Raw genomic sequence first — 18,338 nt, 5'->3', positions numbered from 1 at the left:
ACCCGACGCCGTCTGCTCATCCATCGCGTCGCACCAGGTCACGCTCGTAGGCGTAGATCACCACGTGAATCCTGTTGCGTAGGTTGAGCTTGGCGAGAATGTTGGCCACGTGCGACTTCACCGTCGTCTCGGAGACGAACAACTCCGACGCGATCTCTCGATTCGACAGTCCACGAGCCACCGCGACGACCACCTGCCGTTCGCGTTCGGTCAGGTCGTCGACGGGAGCCGGGTCGGGTGCGGTGCGTGCGGGCGGAGTCGCGGCGTACGCATCGACCAGGGCTCGCGTGATACGCGGGGACATCACCGCGTCACCTCGGGCGACGGCCACGACCGCATCGACCAACTCCGCGCCACGCACGTCTTTCAGCAAGAACCCGGCCGCTCCTGCGCGGATGGCGTCGAAGGCGTACTCATCGACGTCGAATGTCGTCAACACCAGCACCCGCACCGATGGGCGGTGGGCCACCACCTGCCGGGTCGCCTCGACACCGTTCATCCGGGGCATCCGCACATCCATCAGGATCACGTCGGGAGCGCACGACTCCGCGAGCGCCACGGCCTCGTCGCCGTCGGCGGCCTCCCCCACCACCTCGATGCCGTCGGCGGCCTGCAAGACCATCCGCAGCCCGAGCCGGACGAGTTCCTGATCGTCGACGATGGCCACCCGGATCGTCATCGGTCGGCGCCTGCCGCGACCCGTCGTGTCGGGATGCACGCCCAGACCCGCCAACCACCGCCCACCAGGGGTCCGGACTCCGTGCGACCGCCGTGGAGTGCCGCACGCTCGGCAATCCCGGTCAGTCCGAACCCCGGCTCGGCCGAGCCCCCGGAGCTGCGCCCGTCGTCGACGATCTCGACGTCGATCGCGTCGTCGCGGTAGACCAGGTTCACGCGAACCGTGCTCGCGTCAGCGTGTTTTCGCACGTTCGTCAGGGCTTCTTGCACGATGCGATACACGGTCAGCCCCTCGGGCGCGGATACATCGGTCGCGGTTCCCTCGACGACGAACTCGATGTCGACTCCGGTGCGCCGACACTCATTCACCAGGGTCTCGACGTCGTCGACACCGGGTTGCGGTCGGCGCGGCAGCTCGTCGGCGCGCAGTACCCGGACGAGGTCGCGCATGTCGTCGAGCGCCTCGCGGCCGGTGTCGGCGACGCGCCTCATCGCGTCCTGCGTGGCGGCGGGGTCGCGATCCCCGGTGGCCAGCGCCCCCTCGGTCAGCGTGACCATCACCGAGAGACCATGTGCCACCACGTCATGCATCTCCCGAGCGATCTGCTGCCGGTGGTGCGCGGCCGCGAGCAGTTCGGTCTGATGCCGTTCATGTTCGCGTCGTCGGGCACCGTCGGCGGCGGCCAGGATCGCATTGCGGCGGTTACGCACCGCGATCCCGGCGCACACCGCGGCGATCAACGGCCCGGTCAACAGCACAAGGGATTCGACGCGGTCACCACTCGCCTGCCAACGCAGCACCGCCAACACCGCACCCACCTCGACGACGGCGGCCGCGGCCCAGGCCGTGCGCGCCGGATACGCCGCCGCCACCGTGTACACAGCGATCAGCAGAGCGATGTCGGCCACCAGCCGAAGGTCGAGGGCCCATTGCACGAAAGCGACGAGCGCGAGCACCGCGAACACCGTCACCGGAAGACGACGCCGCACCAACAGCGGGAGCGCCAGCAGCACACTCACGAGCAGCGCGGCCCCCGGATGAGCAGCAGTCGGGCCGCCACGCTGACTCAATTGGATTGCGGCACAGGCCAGCACAACCGCGACGGGAACGATCGCCGACGCCGCCGGCGACGTCGCACCGATACGTAACCACCGGCCGATGCGCGTGGCAAGCGAGCCGTCGGATGCCGCGGCACCCGGACCGGCGTCGGTCATCCACCACGCGCGCCATCGACGCACGGTCTCGGCAATCTGGGTCGGCATCGGAGCCAACTGTAGACCCCGAGTCCGCAGGAGGCGTCCTCCTCGCGAACGGTTCCGAACTCGTCCGCGCGGAGGACCCACACATCGTTCCCACTGCCGATGTGCCGCACCAGCCGATGGGCCCACCATGGTGCGGTCCCCGATCACCGAACGAAAGTCATTGCCCGTCATGCACACTCATCGCCACCACCCGACTCCGACGACGAGCACCACCCGGACCGTCGCCCTCGGCGTGCTGACCGCCGCGCTCGCTGCGGCGACGATGCTCGCCCCCTGGTTGCTCGTCGGCTCCGGCCCCGACGCCATGGCAACGGCATTCGGCTCGGCGTTCGCCCATTTCTGGACGAGCGGATCGGGCGCACCACCCGCCGATCTGACGGCTCTCGTCGACGACTGGCGGCGCTTTCACATCGCGAAAGCCGTGATCGGCCTGGCGTTACTCGTCGCCGCATCTCGACTGACCATCGCCCTCTACCGGGGAACGAGCGCACCCACGCGCCGCCGACCCTTGCGGGTGCTACCGGCCGCTGCCGTCGCCGCGGTCGCTCTCGTCATCGTGGCAGCGAACGTCCAGGGGGCGATCGCACCGTTGTCCTCGCTACTGCCCTTCCTCTCCGGCAGCGGTGACCCGACGATCCTCGCGATCGCGAGTCAGGCGCACACCGAACTCATGGCATCCGTCGGCGGCGGATTCTCGGCACCGTTGCAGGTTCTCGTCGACGACTTCGCCCGATACCACACGGCATTCGCGGTGATCGCCGGCGTGCTCACCGTCGGTGTTCTCGGCGCGGCCGGCGTCGCTCTTCGTGCCGCGGCAATTGCACCCCGCGGCGCCCGGACACGACCGCTCGCCTGTGCCGGAGCGTTGACGCTCGTCGCGCTGGCCACCGGAGTGGTCTGCGCCGCCAATATCAGCTCGGCCGCCGAGTCGGCACAGGCTCTGGCAGTGTTCTTCGGTGGCTGAGTTCTTCGGTGGATGACGGGCGCCCGTCGACCCACGCCCGCGGCAAATCGGCTACAGAAACGCCGCCCGCCCCGACCGCACGAGGGTTTCGGTGGCGCTGCCGGTGATCTCCTCGGCGGTGAGGGCGTAGAGGAAATGATCACGCCAGCGTTTGTTGACGTCCATGTACCGCTCGAGCAGCCCCTCGCGTCGGAACCCGATCTTGCTCAACACCGCTTGGGAGGCAACGTTGTCCGGTTGGACGGTCGCGTCGAGCCGGTGCAACCCGACCGGACCGAAGCAGTGGTCGACGCCGAGCGCGACGGCCGCGGTGGTGATGCCCTGCCCGGCGTGGCCGGCGTCGATCCAGTAGCCGATCCATGCGGTGCGCACCGCGCCCCGTTGGATGTTGCCGACCGTAAGCTGGCCGATGTAGACACCGTCGAGTTCGATCACGAACGGCAACAACGTCCCTCGCTTGGCCTCGGATTTCAGCACCGCGAACAGCGGCGGCCAGGACGAGACCTGATGACGCGACGCCCACGATCCGACGCCCGTCGGTTCCCACGGCATCAACGAGTTCTGGTTGCGGATGCGCAGCTCGCTCCAGTCCTTGGCGTCTCGCAACTTCACCGGCCGTATCGTCACCGCGCCCGCCTTGGTCCCCAGAGGTCCCAGCGTCGCCGGCCACCCCGGACTGACCGGCTCACCACTCAGCCACCTGAACACATCTGGGAGTCTATGCGGTGACCATCACCCGGCGCGGAGGTAACCGGCACGCGCGCCGACTCGTCGGCATCAGCCGCGTTGGGCGAGGAAGGCGACCTCCACCTCGTCGCCGATCCCGAGTTCCTCGACGTCGGACTCGACGATGATCAGACAGTTGGCCTCGGCGAGTTCGGCGAGCAGATGACTCGATCCGGTCGGTGACGCCCCGAGTACCTGCACGAGGTATTCACCGGAGCGTTCGTCGCGCATCAGTTGTCCGCGCAGATATCCCTTGCGGCCCTTGACCGACGCGATCGGACCGATGGTGCGTGCCTTGATGACCCGGCGCATCGGTTGCCGTTTGCCCAGGGCGATGCGGATCAGCGGACGCACCATCACCTCGAACGACACCAGGGCACTGACCGGATTGGACGGCAGCAAGAAGGTGGGCACCTCGTCGCGGCCGAGCCGGCCGAAGCCCTGCACCGAGCCCGGGTGCATGGCCACCCGCACGATCTCGAGGTCTCCGAGATCACTGAGCGCATCGACGACCGCGCCGCCCGCCTGTCCGCCGATCGCACCGCAGATCACCACGATCTCCGACCGGATGAGTTGCGCTTCAACGACTTCCCGCATGCGTGAGCTGTCGCGTTCGGCGATGCCCACTCGATTGACGTCGGCGCCGGCATCACGGGCGGCCGCGGCGAGGGCGTAGCTGTTGACGTCGTAGATCTGTCCGGGTCCGGGAGTGCGGTCGATGTCGACGAGTTCGGAACCGATGGAGATCACCGACAGCCGCGGACGCGGATGCACCATGACGCGCGCATGCCCGACGGCGGCGAGCAGACCCACCTGCGCCGACCCGATGATCGACCCGGCACGGACGGCGACGTCACCGGGCTGCACGTCGTCGCCGACGCGTCGCACGTAGTCGCCGCTCTCGACGCCGTGGCCGACCTTGACCTTCGACTCCCCGCCGTCGGTCCACCGCAACGGCACGACCGCGTCGGCGAGAGTCGGCATGGGAGCACCGGTTTCGACGCGCACCGCCTGCCGCGGTTGCAGGCGGGTCGGGGTGCGGGCGCCGGGTGAGACCTCCCCGACGACCGGCAGCGACACGATCATCGGTTCGTTCGCCTCGAGGTCGACGAGGTCGGCACCACCGGCGTCGAATTCGTCGAGATCCTCGGGTGCGCCTACACCGGCGAGTGCCACGTCGACCGCCCGTACCGCGTATCCGTCAACGGCGGCCTGGTCGAACCCTGGCATGGGGTGTTCGGTGACGACCTCTTCGGCGCACATCAAACCCTGGGCCTCGGAGATCGCCACACGCACCGGACGCGGGGCGACCGCCGCGGCCGTCACCAACGACAGATGATCCTCAACCGAACGCATCTCACCTCACTCCGCCGCCGGCCCGCGCGCATTCTCATCGGCCGGGGTACCTGCCGGTCGACCTTCGGGTAAAGGCTAGTCGTCGGGCAGGCGCACGCGTGTCAGGCGCGCGGAGGGCCGCATACCCGACACCAGAGGGGGCGGGTCAGTCCTGCTTGAGGCGCTCGGTGAGCCACTCGCGCAGGTCGGGACCGTAGTCGTCGCGGTCGAGGGCGAAGTCGACGGCCGCTTTCAGGTAGCCGCCGGGGTTGCCGAGGTCGTGACGGGTGCCGTGATGGACGACCACATGCACCGGCTCGCCTTCCTCGATGAGCAGGGCGATCGCGTCGGTCAGCTGCAGTTCGCCACCCGCACCGGGCTTGATGCGGCGCAGCGCGTCAAAGATCTTGCGGTCGAGGATGTATCGGCCGGCGGCCGCGAGATTCGACGGAGCATCCTCGGGTGCGGGCTTTTCTACCATGCCCTTGAGGCGCTTGACGTTCGGGTTGTTGGCGTCGGGCAGGTCCTCGACGTCGAAGACGCCGTAGGCGCTGATCCGGTCACCGGGGACCTCGATGGCACACAGCACCGATCCGCCGCGCCGTTGCCGGGTCCGGGCCATCACCTCGAGCACCCCGCCGGGCAACACCAGATCGTCGGGCAGCAGCACCGCGATCGCGTCTTCATCGTCGTCGAGGTAGTCCTCGACGCACCCGACGGCGTGGCCGAGGCCCAGCGGCTTCTCCTGGATCACCGAGGCCACATCGAGCAACGACGGCGCCTTGCGAACCTTGGCGAGCATCGCCGCCTTACCGCGCTTGGCCAGGGTGTTCTCCAGCACCAGGTCTTCGACGAAGTGCGCGACCACGCCGTCCTTGCCGGGCGAGGTGATGATCAGCAGCCGTTCGGCGCCCGCCGACTTGGCCTCCTCGGCGACGAGTTCGATGCCGGGGGTATCGACGACGGGCAGCAACTCCTTGGGCACCGTCTTGGTCGCCGGCAGGAATCGAGTGCCCAGGCCCGCGGCCGGGACCACCGCGGTACGTGGGATCGGCGGGGTGTCGGGTACGTCGTGGTACTCGGGAATCTCGGTCGTCGAATTACTCACGCTGGTCATGAGAAACACCCTAATGTCGGTTGCCGGGAAGCAGCCACAGATGCGATGCGCGAACGCTGGGAGATCGCCGCCACCGAGACCGGTGTCACACCTGGTCAGCGCTACGATACGCGCGGCGACAGCGATCGGCGGCGAAGGAGAATCCGTGGCGGGCAAGGACGAACTGCGGGCCGGCTTCGCAGCCCGGCGAGCAGCATTGACCCTCGAGGATCGTGACCGCGCGGCGACTCGGCTCGTCACCCACCTCGCATCGAGCCCTGTGCTGCTCGACGACACGGTGACGGCCGCGGCATACGTTCCGGTAGGCGCCGAGCCGGGGTCGGTGGCATTCCTCGACGCGCTGCGCGGCCACAGCTGCACAGTGCTGTTGCCGGTGGTGCCGCCCGGGCCGCCGGCACCGCTGGACTGGGTGCGCTACGACGCACGGGACTCGCTGGCCAGGGGTCGGTTCGGACTTCTCGAGCCGACCGGCCCGCGGCTGGGCGTCGACGCGATCTCAGACGCCGACGTCGTCTTTGTCCCAGCGCTGGCAGTCGCCCGCACCGGGGCGCGATTGGGCCGTGGCGCAGGCTATTACGACCGCAGCATCGCCGGCATTCGGGCAACACTCGTCGGCATCGTCTACGACCACGAGCTGCTCGACGACCTACCCGCCGACGCCTACGACGTGCCGATGGAGTGGGTGCTGACGCCGGGTGGTGGGTTCACGCGGCTGTCGCCACCTACATGACAAGGGAGCCACGACGAGTGTCGTGGCTCCCTTGTCAGAGTTTCGCGAAGGTGTCAGAACGGCAGGACGAGGCAGTTGCCATTGCCGAGTGGGGCAGGAAGCTGGATGCCGGTGCCGGTGACGTTGGCTGTCGTCGACTGGCTGACGCCGTTCTGTGTTGCGGTGATGGTGTAGACGCCCTTCGACGTCGGCTTCCACGTAGCAGTCACGGTGGTTGGACCTGCCTGGTTGAAGGTTACGGTTCCAATCGTCGATGTCGAGCCACCTGCCTTGGCGGCCTTGAACACCACAGACGGCGCTCCGGCCTGCGAATTGTTGATATCCGCCGACACGGTGTACGAGCAGGACGTTCCGAAGCTGCCCGAGCTCAACGCGAAGCCGGACGGCGTCGTGATCGATACGCCGGTCACATCTGCTGAGGCAGGTGCGGCCATCGCCGCGGTGAGCGCACCCACGCCGGCGATCGCGGCGGTCGCTCCGAGGACACGGACATTTCGACGAGTCTTGCTGGCTGCCATGCGTGAACACTCCTTTGTGGTTTGCGTCGCCCATTCCAAGGTTTGGGACGTGACCCACACGAAATTATCAGAGTGTGCCTACAGGACAACCCCGGCGAATACAGAAATCAGGTAAATCCGGCGCATTTGCCGCCGATTTCGAAATTTCACCCGAACGATCGACACAGCATCTCGTCGCCAGTCAATCCGGCTCCGTCAGGCCGAGGCGGGTGTCGCTGCCTTGGTGCTGCTCGAGGAGCTCGACGACGACTTGGAGTCACTGCTCGACGACGAGCTGGTGCTGCTGCTCGAGGAGTCCGAGGAGGAACTCGACGACGAGTCGGACTTGCTTTCCGAGGAGCTGCTGCTCTCTGACGACGACGAGCCGTTGCGCGAGTCGGTGCGGTAGAACCCGCTGCCCTTGAAGACGATCCCGACGGAGTTGAACAGTTTGCGCAGCCGTCCGGTGCACTGAGGGCACTCGGTGAGCGAGTCGTCGGAGAACGACTGCACGACGTCGAACTTGTTGTCACACTCCGTGCACGCATACGAGTAAGTGGGCACCGAAAACCTCCACAGGAAACGTAGGAACCTCGATCAGTTTAACCGAAACTGGCACTCGGACATTCCGAGTGCCAGTAGACGCGGTTTGTGCTGGTCAGGAAGGTTATCCGCCGATGACCTCGATGTCGCGGTCGGGAATGCCGTCGCGGTTCATGTCGGGGTCGCGGGTCTTGCGCGCGTCCCAGCGCAACAGCAGCCCGGCGAGGGCTGCGGCGATCACCGAGCCGATGAGGACGGCGGCCTTGGCCGGCGCCGCATGCTCACCGTCTTCGAACGACAGTTCCGAGATGAGCAAGGCGACGGTGAATCCGACACCGGTGAGCATGCCGATCGGTACGAGATCACGCAGACCGATCGCATCGGGCAGTCGTAGCGGCGTGAATCGGGTCATCACCGCGGTCGCGCCGAGCACGCCGACGATCTTTCCGAGCACCAGGCCGGCCACGATGCCGAGCGAGACCGGTTCCACCAGCGCACCGCCGGCGCCGACGAGAGAGACCCCGGCGGCAGCGAAGGCGAACACCGGTAGCGCCACCGACGACGACCAGGGCCGTACAGTCTCGTCGAAGAGCTCTGCACGGCTCAGCTTCTCACCGCGAATCGGATTGGCGGGCACCACGAATCCGAGGAGCACGCCGGCGACCGTGGCGTGTACCCCGGAGACGTGCATCAACACCCACGCCGCCAGCGCCAGCGGCAACAGCAACCACCAGTGAGTGCGCGGCGCCCGCACCGCGAGTGCGAAGACAACGACGACGAGCACCGCGGCACCCAACATCAGCAGATCGATGGTGTCGGTGTAGACGGTGGCGATCACGATGATGCCCAGTAGGTCGTCGACAACGGCCAGCGTCAGCAGGAAGGTGCGCAGCGCCAGCGGCAGGCCGCGCCCGCAGATGGCGAGGACCGCCAGGGCGAAGGCGATGTCGGTGGCCGTCGGCGTCGCCCAGCCGTGCAGCGCGGACGGATCGTCCGACGTGGTGCCCACGACCAGCAGATACACCAGTGCAGGAGTGACCACGCCGCCGACCGCGGCCGCGATCGGCACACCGGCGAGCCGCAGATCCCGCAGTCCCCCGGCGACGAACTCGTGTTTGAGTTCCACACCGACCACGAAGAAGAAGATCGCGAGCAGACCGTCGGCCGCCCATTGCGCCAGCGTCAGGTGCAGGTGGAGTGACTCCGGGCCGATCTCGATCGCGAGTAGATGGTGGTAGGCCTCGCGCCAGGGTGTGTTGGCCCAGACGATCGCGATTGCCGCGAAGGTCAACAGCAGGATGCCGCTGGTGGTGTCGAGGGCGAGTACCCGCCGCAGGCGTGCTCGTCGGTCGGCAACTCGCCAGGGTGTGTGGCCGGTCTTGGCGGGATCCGACTCGGCGTGGGGGTCGGTGCAGGTGTTGTCGGGGTCCGTCACGGGCGGCTCCTGATCGTTCGTCGGCAAGAATCCGGCTCATCGCGAGCGCGGAGCCGACCAGACTTCCCGGCACACCGGGTGCCATTCTCCCAGTTCACAAGGGCCCACGTCCAATCCGGGAGGTCCACCCTGTGGAAGAACAAGGCCCCCAAGCCTTTTGTCCACAGGGCGTCACTCGAGCCGGGTCGGGCGCGCCGAGTACCGCTAGTTTGCCCGTCATGAATGTCTTCGGAGGTGGTTCGGCTCTCGGGCCACGACTGCGGGATCGCGTCGCTCACGTCCTGCGTCCCGGCTGGGCACGATCGGTGATGATCCGGCGCAGCGCAGCGCTGCTACTGGTGTCGGTGGCCGTCGTCGTCGGCGTCACCGGTCAGCGAGCGAAGAACGATGCGCCTGTCCTGGTGGCAGCGCGCGATCTGCTGCCTGGTCACACCGTGACCGGCACCGACCTGCGCGAACTCCGCATTCCGGTGGACCTCGTGCCCGACGGAGCGCTACGGCTGACCGCCGACGGCGAGTCGCATACGGTGACCGGCCCGGTACGCACCGGAGAGATCGTCACCGAGTCGCGGCTGTTGTCGCCGCGCCTGCCGATGGAGTTGACCGGACGGGCCGACGCGCGGCTGGTTCCGGTCCGACTCGCCGACGACACGGTCGCATCATTGTTGCGGGCCGGGGATCTCGTGGACGTGCTCAACGCTCAGGCACAGATCCTGGCCGCGGGTGCCATCGTCGCACTGGTTCCCGGTGCGGGCCCGACGACGCCGACGCGCGCGACGACAAACCCGCCGATCTTGCTCGCGATGACCGAAACCGCAGCTCATCGAGTTGCCGGAGCAGGGCTCGACGTGCCACTCGCGGTGGTTCTGCACTGACCTCGCGCGCTGTCGGCACCGACCGATCAGGCCACTCCGACGCCGACGGCGACACCCGCATCCCGGGTGGCACCACGACCCACTGAACACAATTACTGTCGCGCGTCTTGTCGACTCACTGAGCGAAATACTCAGTCTCGTTTACGATCCTGGATAGAGTTTTCTAAAGGTCCGTGCCCACCCATGGGCGTCACGGCATGAATACCCGGCACCGAAGACCGATCAGGAAGGACCGGAAGTGCTCAAGGGCTTCAAGGATTTCATACTCAGAGGCAACGTCGTCGAATTGGCCACAGCGGTCATCGTCGGCGCCGCGTTCACCGGTATCGTCACGGCGTTCACCACCGGCATCATCAATCCGCTGCTGGCGGCGATCCCCACCGGCCAGGGCGACTGTGGCGGATCGACCACAAAGGCCGGCGAGACCGCCGTCAACAACCCGGTGTCGGTCTGTGGGCTCGGTTTCAAGATCACCGACAACCAGGCGACCTTCCTCGACTTCGGCGCGCTGATCGCCGCGATCATCAACTTCCTGATCGTCGCCGCCGTCATCTACTTCATCATCATCGTTCCGTACAACAAGCTCGCATCGCTGGGCAAGAAGCCCGACGAGGCCGAGGCCACCGAGATCTCGCTGCTCACCGAAATCCGCGACTATCTGGCTCCCGAGGGATCGAGCTCGGCAGCCAAGGAGCAGGCGCAGTCGATTCTTCCGCCGCACCTCAGTGATCCGTCCGGGCCGCCCACCGGTGTCCCCGGCGGACCGTCGGAACGCGATCCCGGCGCAGGTAATGCCGTCGACACCACGACCAAGCGAATCAGCACGCCGCCCGCACCATATTCCGATCCGGCACCGTCGGGACCGTTCACTCCGCCCGAACGTCCCAGCCAGGGGCCGGGAACCACGCCGTATCCGGGACCGGGTTCGCCGACGCCGTCCCCCGCGCCGGGCAACTATCCCCCGCCGGGCAACTACCCGCCCGCCGGCGGACAGCCCGGCAATTACCCGCCGCCCGGCAACTATCCTCCGGGTAACTATCCGCCGCCCGGTCAGCAGTATCCGGGCGAGCAGTACCCCGGGGAGCAGTATCCCGGCGACTATCCGCCGGACGGCCCCGGCCGCCACTCCCGCTGAGTCGCTCGCACCTCCACCGAAGGCCCGTATCCCGAAAGGGATGCGGGCCTTCAGCGTTGACCGAACCCGATTCACACAGTCCAGAGCATCGTTGCGACATACCCCCTAGGGGTATATGGTCGGCGGCATGGAGCAGCACGACCAGCAAGGGAACACCACCGATCACCCGGAACACACGCGCTCAGCACACGCCGGCCATTCCGGTCACGGTGCGATGAGTGGTCACGCCGGGCACGGAGATCATGTCGCCGTGTTCCGCCGGCTCTTCTGGATCACGCTGGCGCTCGCGATCCCGACCGTGGTGTTCAGCGGCATGTTCGCCGACCTGATCGGCTACTCGCTCCCCTCCGCCGACTGGGTGCGCTGGGTATCGCCGGTGATCGGGACCGTGATCTATCTGTGGGGAGGTCGACCCTTCCTCGGTGGCGCGGTCGGCGAGATCCGTTCCCGCGCTCCGGGGATGATGCTGTTGATCGCGCTCGCGATCACCGTCGCGTTTGTCGCGTCGTGGGGATCGACCCTGCATCTACTCGACCACGAGCTCGATTTCTGGTGGGAGCTGGCACTTCTCGTCGTCATCATGCTGCTCGGCCACTGGATCGAGATGCGTTCGCTGGCGCAGGCGACATCAGCACTCGACTCGCTCGCGGCATTGCTCCCGGACTCCGCCGAGAAGGTGGTCGACGGGAAGACCGTGAGCGTCGCGCCGGCCGACCTCGTCGTCGGCGACGTGGTGCTCGTACGCCCTGGCGGATCGATACCCGCCGACGGTGTCGTCCTAGACGGGTCGGCGAACCTCGACGAATCGATGGTGACCGGCGAATCCACGCCGGTCACGCGGGGCGTCGGGGATTCGGTGGTGGCAGGCACCGTCGCCACCGATTCCGGTCTGCGGATCGAGGTCTCGGCGATCGGCGACGACACGGCCCTGGCAGGGATCGGACGACTCGTCGCCGAAGCACAGGCGTCATCCTCGCGGACACAGAGTCTCGCCGACACCGCCGCCGGCTGGCTGTTCTGGTTCGCGCTGGGCTCAGCCGTTCTGACGGCGATTGTGTGGGTCGCACTCGGCATGCCCGACGATGCCGTCGTCCGCACCATCACCGTACTCGTCATCGCCTGCCCGCACGCGCTGGGACTGGCCATCCCGTTGGTCGTCGCGATCGCCACCGAACGGGCCGCGCGCGGCGGGTTGCTGATCAAGGACCGCTTGGCGCTCGAGTCCATGCGGACCGTCGACGCGGTCTTGTTCGACAAGACGGGCACGCTGACGAAGGGCGAGCCCGCGGTCACCGCCGTGGAGCCGACGCCGGACCATTCCACCGATGACGTACTCGCCGCTGCGGCCTCCGCAGAATCCGGCAGCGAACACCCCCTGGCCCGCGCAATCGTCCAGGCCGCTCGCTCCGAGGAACTGAACATCGCACCCGCACAGGACTTCTCATCGTCTCCGGCCATCGGCGTCACCGCAGTGGTACATGGCCGCACGATCCGGGTGGGCGGTCCACGCATGCTCGACGAGATGGGACTCGACGAGCTCGCCGTCGCCGACGACTGGCGCGAGCAGGGCGCGATCATCCTGCACGTGGTCGCCGATGGCGCGGTGATCGGCGCACTGCGACTCGCCGACGAGGTCCGCCCCGAATCGCGGCAGGCGGTCGACGCCCTACACCGCCTCGGCGTGCAGGTGGTGATGGTCACCGGAGATGCACAGGCCGTCGCCGACAGCGTCGCCGCCGAGCTCGACATCGACCGCGTCTACGCGGGTGTACGTCCAGAAGACAAGTCCGCCACGGTTTCTGAGCTTCAGCGCGAGGGCCATCGGGTCGCCATGGTCGGCGACGGCGTCAACGACGCCCCCGCTCTCGCACAAGCCGACGTCGGCATCGCGATCGGTGCGGGCACCGACGTCGCGGTCGCCTCCGCCGGCGTCATCCTCGCCTCCTCCGATCCCCGCTCGGTGTTGTCGGTGATCGAGTTGTCGCGTGCGGGCTATCGCAAGATGCAGCAGAACCTCTGGTGGGCAGCGGGATACAACCTGATCTCGGTGCCGCTGGCGGCCGGCGTCCTCGCGCCGATCGGCTTCGTGCTGCCGATGAGCGTCGGCGCGATCCTGATGTCGGCGTCCACCGTCGTCGTGGCGCTGAACGCCCAATTGCTGCGCCGGCTCGACATCTCACCCGAGGCGAGCACTCGCCGAATCCTGCACCAGCGCACTGGAAACGGATGATTCGACCACATCGGGCGGCGCGATCGACCGGCCAGCGCTTTCACAGGTTTCCCCGAACGACTCCCAAGGTCGCGGGCCTAATGTCGGTTCCGTCGGCAACACTCGGCCGGCTCACGGTTAATCGAGCAACCGTGGCGCCGTGCGGGAAGTGCGCATCTCCCCCGACCCGCGCACAACCCAACACGGCGCACCTCGTTCCGGCAGGATCGCGGTCCTCCCCTATGCCGCGACCGAAGGAACGACAAAGGGCGGGAAACCATTTCTGGTTTCCCGCCCTTGTTGCTTGAAGGATCGTGAGATCCAACCGCGAATGTCAGCCGATGCTGAACGGCTTGCCGTACGCGGTCAGAACACCCTTGACCGAATCGGTCTCCACGGTGACCTGGACCTTGGCCATAGCCTGTGCGTAGCCCGCGCAGCCATCTACGCTGAACTTCTCCTGGCTGTAGGCCACACCACCGGTGGTGCCCGAGAACACGTTCGCGTTGATGCGGTTGTCGCTGCTGTCTTGGAGGCTCACCAGCTGGCCTACGGTCGGCACGAACACGGCCTGACCGGGTCCAAGAGTGAAGCCACCTGACGCACTCGCAGAGGTGCTGACGCCACCGCCCGAATCCGGGGCCGCGCTTCCATCGGCGCCGGCCGAACCGCCGAAGTTGAGCTGGCAACCGACGATGTAACCGGCCGAGATCGTTCCGCCATCGGCCTGACCGCCAACGGTGACGCGGATCTTGCCGGAGACGAACACCTCGCGACTGGTTGCGATGTTGGTAACTGCCGGGTGGACATCGGCGCTCTCGTCGTACAGCTGGATGCTGACGGGGGTGCCGTCTACGAGCTTCTTGACGACCTTGGCGCCCGGCAGCGGGCCGGCAACGGCGCCACCGGCACCCAGGCTGGTCAGGCCCATCAGTGCGGCGCCGACGACGCCGGCGGCCGCGATCGCACGACGTGTGCTGATCTTCTTCATGATTCCCCTTCGTGGAATGTCTATCTGCTTGTGCAGCAGAGAAATCTCAGAGTTGTTGCTGGTTTGTCTGCTGCCACTCAGTTGAGACTGAAGGGCTTGCCCCACAGGGTGGACTGGATGTAGCCACCCTCGCTATCGATCACGTCATTGTCGGTGTCGACCTTCAGGCCCTTGCCGGCCAGCACATACACGTACGACCGCGCCTGCGCGTATCCACCGCAACCCTGTGCGTCGATCTGGAAGTGGTCCAACTGGAACGCCGCAACTCCCGAGTCGCCGATCGACTTGTAGTCAACCGGAGAGGAGACCACCGATCCGGGCTTGACAGGAATCGACAGCGAGGCGGTTCCGGTGGGGAGACCGGTTGTCAGGTCGAGGCTTCCGCCAAGGCCACCGGACAATCCCGAGATGTCCAGCTGGCATCCGATGACGAAGCCGACGTACACGCGACCGGTGACGCCCGGCTCGGTCTTCACAGTGTAGGTACCGGAAACCTCGGCGGCGCGACCCGCACCGTTGGCTGCCAGCGATGGGACCGGCCATGCATTCTCACCGGTACGGATGGTCTGGACTGTCTCACCATCGAGACCGGTGACGACCTTCGATCCGTTCGGCAAGGGAGCCGCCGCGGCGTTTCCCGTACCCATGCTTGCCAGACCGATCGCCGCGGCCGCGGTGATGGCGCATGCCCCCGCAGCACGGCGCAGCCCAAGCTTGCTGAACTTGCTCATTCGTTCCCTCTCACAGGATTCGGCTAAATCTCGCAGGACATGCACCCACACATCCCGTCATGACCTCGGCGGTCGAAGGCATCGTGGCCGACTCACGTAACCCGATCGCATCGATGGGGTTAACGAGAGGTGAACCACCCTCGCCACCACTGCATCTCCACTCGCATGGTTCCGCAGGACCCGCTACCGGTCCTCCACGCTGGGTACCGGTGTAGTCCGTGCGAACGCTATCTGAGAGGTCACAAAGAGGGCAACAGCTGGAATCAGCCGTGTCTCAGGGAATTCATTCACTATCACGCATCTGCTTTCAGCAATCGGAACAATGCCGAATGTTAATGACAGGAAAACTGGCTGCTGTTGGCGCTGTGGCCGCTACTCGTAGTGCGGCGGACGTTCGCGGTCGTAGCGAGCTCGACCGCTATCTATGTGATGTAGATCACTTTCATCACGAGTTGTTTCGGGCAACGAATCACCAAATATCGCGTCCAGATCACGACGGCGTCGCGCGGCGTCACGAACGCGAACCGACTGCTCATCGGCAGAATTTGGATCGGATGATCCATGTGCGTGACCGCATTCGTGCGCTGCGTCATCGCCGTTGGTCTCATGTCCGGACAACAAGTCACCCCGTCCGAGTACGCAAATCCGACAGAGTCAGAAATCCCTGATACTCGAGATCACGTGTTTGGCCAGTGGCGCCACGGTCGCCATGCCGTCGCGAACGGCTGCGCGCGAATCCGCGATATTGACGACGAGAGTCTGCCCCGAGATTCCGGCCAGCCCGCGCGAAAGTCCGCCGTCGGTGGCGCCCGCAGCCAGTCCCGAGCTCCGAACCGCCTCCTCGATACCGCGCAGTCGCCGATCCAGAAGCGGCTCGGTGGCCTCCGGGGTGACGTCGCGAGCGCCCACACCCACTCCACCGACCGACACCACCAGGTCGACCCCGCCGATCACCGCGGTGTTCAGGGCGTTACGGATCTCCACCTCGTCTCCGGTGACGAGAATCGTCGCGTCGACGTGAAAGCCGGCTTCCTCCAACAGCTCCCCCACCAGCGGACCAAGTGGGCTGTCGACATCACCGTGGGCCACCCTGTCGTCGACCACCACGACCAACGCCCGGCCCACCTCGTCGCCCGCGGACTCGCGCGCCGAGCCGCCCTGACGGGCCGCGAATGCGCGCGCCGCGGCATCGGCGGCCACCACGTCGGCCGGATCCACCTCGGTACCTTCGGTCATCGGGAGCTCAGCCACCTGAAAATCGGAGTCGCTGGTCATCATGGCCACTGTCCTCTCTGCGTTCAGCGCGCCTACGGCGTGCTCGTGGTGATTCGGCATGATCGTCGTCGGCCCTGCACGGTGATTCGTCGGAGTGAAGCCGAACGAACCACCTGTTCGATCAGTTCGACTGCAGGGTCGCCAATTGCACCGTCACCGCCTTCGTTTGTCCGCCTGCGGTGTAGGTGACCTGGACTCGATCACCGGGGTTGTGTGAGCGCACCGCCGCCACCAACGCGTCACCGGTGGCGATGTTGCGGTCGTCGATCTTGGTGACGATCGCACCCTTCGGAATACCGGCCGCTGCGGCCGGACCACCGGCCTGCACATCGGCGATCAGGGCTCCGGGAGAGTTCGGATCGGTGCTCGGTCGTACCGACACCCCGAGACCGGCGTGGGTCGCCTTGCCGGTGTCACGCAGCTCGTTGGCCACCCGAATCGCCTGGTCGATCGGGATCGCGAAGCCGAGTCCGATGCTGCCACTCTGCTGCTCCTCACCGCCGCCACCGCCACCGAGGGTGGCAATCGCGGTGTTCACACCGATCAGTGCACCACGCGCATTGACCAGTGCGCCACCGGAGTTGCCGGGATTGATGGCCGCATCGGTCTGGATCGCGTCGATCACCGAGGTGGTATCACCCTCACGCTGCGTGGAGACCGGGCGGTTCAACGCCGAGATGATGCCGGTGGTGACCGTGCCCTGCAGGCCCAGCGGCGCTCCGATCGCGATCACGTCCTGGCCGACCGCGAGATTGTCAGACGTCCCGACCTTGATCGGGGTCAGTCCCGACTTGTCGACCTTGATGACGGCGATGTCGGAGATCGGATCGGCGCCCAGCACGCGGGCCGCGGAACGCGAGCCGTCCTGGAAGTTCACGACGACGTCGGTCGCCGGGCGCCCGTTGCTACCGCTCACCACGTGGTTGTTGGTCATGATGACGCCGTCGGCGCTGAGCACAACGCCCGAACCCTCACCCTGCTCGGTGCCCGTGGTGACATCGATCGACACCACCGACGGCAGGGTCTGCGCAGCCACCTGCTGGACCGAGCCCTCCGGCGCCGGCACCGAGCCGCTATCCCGCATGCTGGGATCACCACCGAGCGGTTGATTGTTGATCGCAGTCGACGTCGAGTCGTCATTGAGCTGTGAACCGACGAATCCGCCGACGCCGCCGGCCACCAAGCCGATCACCAGCGCACCGGCGACGAGCGCCGCAATCAATCCACCCCGGGACTTCTTCTTGGGACCCTGCGGCTCCGGCAATGGTTGCGGATCACCGAAACCGGTTCCCGGCGGCGGACCCGACGGGCCAATCGGATCCGATCCGGCACCGTATGCGCCGTACGGCTCGGCGCCGTGGGACCCCGCCCCGAACGACTGTGTCGGCGCAGTACCGCCCTCACCGAAACCCGGTGTGCGCGACTGCGATTCCGGGCTCGATCCGGAAGTGTCGCCGTAGGAGGAGGTCCGTTCCCACGGCGCCGAGCCCGACGAACCGTACTGGGGTGACCCGTACTGGGGTGACCCGTACTGGGGAGAACCGTACTCAGGAGAGCCGTATTGGGGTGAACCATAAGTGGGGATCGGGCCGGTCGAGGGACCGGGCGAATACCCCGGCGCACCCGACTCCTGGCCCGGACGGCCATAGGCTCCCGTCCACCCGGACTCACCGGAGTTCGGCGCACCACCAGCGTTCTGCGCGTCATCACCGTACGGCCCGCGGTGCGAACCTCCACCCGTCATCGTCGTCCCCACATCTTTCGTCGAGAATCCCTGCCGGCGGGCGCATGTCCGCCAGTCGTGTCGTCGGCACCGGTCCTGTGTCGCTCGCCG

The 18,338-nt window shown here is 66.8% G+C and carries 18 protein-coding genes; 5 read left to right on the top strand and 13 right to left on the bottom strand.

Features of this window, described 5'->3' with window-relative positions:
* Positions 1 to 16: 16 nt before the first annotated feature.
* Positions 17 to 679 (bottom strand): response regulator, encoded by a 663-nt coding sequence (locus J6U32_RS09150; protein ID WP_208794866.1) that lies wholly within the window; start codon positions 677 to 679, stop codon positions 17 to 19.
* On the bottom strand, positions 676 to 1,941 hold the full coding sequence (locus tag J6U32_RS09145; RefSeq protein WP_208794864.1) for a sensor histidine kinase: 1,266 nt from the start codon (positions 1,939 to 1,941) through the stop codon (positions 676 to 678). Before J6U32_RS09145 ends, J6U32_RS09150 begins: the two co-directional genes overlap by 4 nt.
* 169 nt (positions 1,942 to 2,110) lie before the next feature.
* On the opposite strand from J6U32_RS09145, the gene J6U32_RS09140 reads away from it, so the two are divergent.
* The gene (locus J6U32_RS09140; RefSeq protein ID WP_244332737.1) at positions 2,111 to 2,905 is read left to right on the top strand and encodes a hypothetical protein; all 795 of its coding nucleotides are present in this window, start codon (positions 2,111 to 2,113) and stop codon (positions 2,903 to 2,905) included.
* A 51-nt stretch (positions 2,906 to 2,956) separates the two neighbouring features.
* On the opposite strand, the gene J6U32_RS09135 is transcribed toward J6U32_RS09140, so the two are convergent.
* The 3 genes from J6U32_RS09135 to J6U32_RS09125 form a co-directional block, all read right to left on the bottom strand.
* Positions 2,957 to 3,613 carry a GNAT family N-acetyltransferase gene (locus J6U32_RS09135; protein WP_208794861.1) on the bottom strand — a complete coding sequence of 219 codons (657 nt, stop codon included), beginning with the start codon at positions 3,611 to 3,613 and terminating at the stop codon, positions 2,957 to 2,959.
* Between the two features lie 69 nt (positions 3,614 to 3,682).
* Positions 3,683 to 4,987: a molybdotransferase-like divisome protein Glp gene (gene glp / locus J6U32_RS09130; RefSeq protein WP_208794858.1), complete on the bottom strand. Its 1,305-nt coding sequence runs from the start codon at positions 4,985 to 4,987 to the stop codon at positions 3,683 to 3,685.
* Between the two features lie 145 nt (positions 4,988 to 5,132).
* On the bottom strand, positions 5,133 to 6,083 hold the full coding sequence (locus J6U32_RS09125; RefSeq protein WP_035728732.1) for a UTP--glucose-1-phosphate uridylyltransferase: 951 nt from the start codon (positions 6,081 to 6,083) through the stop codon (positions 5,133 to 5,135).
* A gap of 145 nt (positions 6,084 to 6,228) precedes the next feature.
* On the opposite strand from J6U32_RS09125, the gene J6U32_RS09120 reads away from it, so the two are divergent.
* Positions 6,229 to 6,813 carry a 5-formyltetrahydrofolate cyclo-ligase gene (locus tag J6U32_RS09120; protein ID WP_208794856.1) on the top strand — a complete coding sequence of 195 codons (585 nt, stop codon included), beginning with the start codon at positions 6,229 to 6,231 and terminating at the stop codon, positions 6,811 to 6,813.
* A gap of 53 nt (positions 6,814 to 6,866) precedes the next feature.
* Here J6U32_RS09120 and J6U32_RS09115 read toward each other — a convergent pair whose 3' ends face one another.
* The 3 genes from J6U32_RS09115 to nhaA all read right to left on the bottom strand — a co-directional run bounded on the left by J6U32_RS09115 (position 6,867) and on the right by nhaA (position 9,288).
* Positions 6,867 to 7,391 carry a hypothetical protein gene (locus tag J6U32_RS09115; RefSeq protein WP_208794854.1) on the bottom strand — a complete coding sequence of 175 codons (525 nt, stop codon included), beginning with the start codon at positions 7,389 to 7,391 and terminating at the stop codon, positions 6,867 to 6,869.
* A 135-nt stretch (positions 7,392 to 7,526) separates the two neighbouring features.
* Complete coding sequence (locus J6U32_RS09110; protein WP_081482552.1) at positions 7,527 to 7,874, bottom strand: FmdB family zinc ribbon protein; 348 nt, start codon at positions 7,872 to 7,874, stop codon at positions 7,527 to 7,529.
* Positions 7,875 to 7,977: 103 nt separating this feature from the next.
* Complete coding sequence (gene nhaA / locus J6U32_RS09105; RefSeq protein WP_244332735.1) at positions 7,978 to 9,288, bottom strand: Na+/H+ antiporter NhaA; 1,311 nt, start codon at positions 9,286 to 9,288, stop codon at positions 7,978 to 7,980.
* 218 nt (positions 9,289 to 9,506) lie between these two features.
* Here nhaA and J6U32_RS09100 point away from each other — a divergent pair, with 218 nt between their 5' ends.
* The 3 genes from J6U32_RS09100 (at position 9,507) to J6U32_RS09090 (ending at position 13,528) form a co-directional block, all read left to right on the top strand.
* Positions 9,507 to 10,163, top strand: coding sequence for an SAF domain-containing protein (locus J6U32_RS09100; RefSeq protein ID WP_208794850.1), 657 nt, complete (start codon positions 9,507 to 9,509; stop codon positions 10,161 to 10,163).
* A gap of 238 nt (positions 10,164 to 10,401) precedes the next feature.
* Entirely contained in the window at positions 10,402 to 11,298 is an 897-nt protein-coding gene (locus tag J6U32_RS09095; protein WP_208794849.1) for an MscL family protein, read from the top strand.
* A 127-nt stretch (positions 11,299 to 11,425) separates the two neighbouring features.
* Positions 11,426 to 13,528, top strand: coding sequence for a heavy metal translocating P-type ATPase (locus tag J6U32_RS09090; RefSeq protein WP_432276987.1), 2,103 nt, complete (start codon positions 11,426 to 11,428; stop codon positions 13,526 to 13,528).
* A 313-nt stretch (positions 13,529 to 13,841) separates the two neighbouring features.
* On the opposite strand, the gene J6U32_RS09085 is transcribed toward J6U32_RS09090, so the two are convergent.
* From J6U32_RS09085 to J6U32_RS09065, 5 genes are all read right to left on the bottom strand, one after another.
* Positions 13,842 to 14,498 (bottom strand): MspA family porin, encoded by a 657-nt coding sequence (locus J6U32_RS09085; protein WP_208796029.1) that lies wholly within the window; start codon positions 14,496 to 14,498, stop codon positions 13,842 to 13,844.
* A 77-nt stretch (positions 14,499 to 14,575) separates the two neighbouring features.
* On the bottom strand, positions 14,576 to 15,229 hold the full coding sequence (locus tag J6U32_RS09080) for an MspA family porin (RefSeq protein ID WP_014359189.1): 654 nt from the start codon (positions 15,227 to 15,229) through the stop codon (positions 14,576 to 14,578).
* A 422-nt stretch (positions 15,230 to 15,651) separates the two neighbouring features.
* On the bottom strand, positions 15,652 to 15,822 hold the full coding sequence (locus tag J6U32_RS09075) for a hypothetical protein (protein WP_208794845.1): 171 nt from the start codon (positions 15,820 to 15,822) through the stop codon (positions 15,652 to 15,654).
* Positions 15,823 to 15,883: 61 nt separating this feature from the next.
* Positions 15,884 to 16,507, bottom strand: coding sequence for a MogA/MoaB family molybdenum cofactor biosynthesis protein (locus J6U32_RS09070; RefSeq protein WP_208794843.1), 624 nt, complete (start codon positions 16,505 to 16,507; stop codon positions 15,884 to 15,886).
* A gap of 118 nt (positions 16,508 to 16,625) precedes the next feature.
* On the bottom strand, positions 16,626 to 18,248 hold the full coding sequence (locus tag J6U32_RS09065; protein WP_208794841.1) for a S1C family serine protease: 1,623 nt from the start codon (positions 18,246 to 18,248) through the stop codon (positions 16,626 to 16,628).
* Positions 18,249 to 18,338: the final 90 nt, after the last annotated feature.

It is taken from the genome of Gordonia polyisoprenivorans (assembly GCF_017654315.1).
Classification (GTDB): Bacteria; Actinomycetota; Actinomycetes; order Mycobacteriales; family Mycobacteriaceae; genus Gordonia; species Gordonia polyisoprenivorans_A.
The sequence above is the reverse complement of the archived record's forward strand: the minus strand, read 5'-3'. Positions and strand labels throughout refer to the sequence as shown.

What these genes read in the sequence shown, in the direction of transcription:
- J6U32_RS09150 (WP_208794866.1), bottom strand. Translation starts at nt 679, where the DNA reads ATGACGATCCGGGTGGCCATCGTCGACGATCAGGAACTCGTCCGGCTC.
- J6U32_RS09145 (WP_208794864.1), bottom strand. Translation starts at nt 1,941, where the DNA reads ATGCCGACCCAGATTGCCGAGACCGTGCGTCGATGGCGCGCGTGGTGG.
- J6U32_RS09140 (WP_244332737.1), top strand. Translation starts at nt 2,111, where the DNA reads ATGCACACTCATCGCCACCACCCGACTCCGACGACGAGCACCACCCGG.
- glp (WP_208794858.1), bottom strand. Translation starts at nt 4,987, where the DNA reads ATGCGTTCGGTTGAGGATCATCTGTCGTTGGTGACGGCCGCGGCGGTC.
- J6U32_RS09125 (WP_035728732.1), bottom strand. Translation starts at nt 6,083, where the DNA reads ATGACCAGCGTGAGTAATTCGACGACCGAGATTCCCGAGTACCACGAC.
- J6U32_RS09100 (WP_208794850.1), top strand. Translation starts at nt 9,507, where the DNA reads ATGAATGTCTTCGGAGGTGGTTCGGCTCTCGGGCCACGACTGCGGGAT.
- J6U32_RS09090 (WP_432276987.1), top strand. Translation starts at nt 11,426, where the DNA reads ATGGAGCAGCACGACCAGCAAGGGAACACCACCGATCACCCGGAACAC.
- J6U32_RS09085 (WP_208796029.1), bottom strand. Translation starts at nt 14,498, where the DNA reads ATGAAGAAGATCAGCACACGTCGTGCGATCGCGGCCGCCGGCGTCGTC.
- J6U32_RS09080 (WP_014359189.1), bottom strand. Translation starts at nt 15,229, where the DNA reads ATGAGCAAGTTCAGCAAGCTTGGGCTGCGCCGTGCTGCGGGGGCATGC.
- J6U32_RS09075 (WP_208794845.1), bottom strand. Translation starts at nt 15,822, where the DNA reads ATGACGCAGCGCACGAATGCGGTCACGCACATGGATCATCCGATCCAA.
- J6U32_RS09070 (WP_208794843.1), bottom strand. Translation starts at nt 16,507, where the DNA reads ATGATGACCAGCGACTCCGATTTTCAGGTGGCTGAGCTCCCGATGACC.
- J6U32_RS09065 (WP_208794841.1), bottom strand. Translation starts at nt 18,248, where the DNA reads ATGACGGGTGGAGGTTCGCACCGCGGGCCGTACGGTGATGACGCGCAG.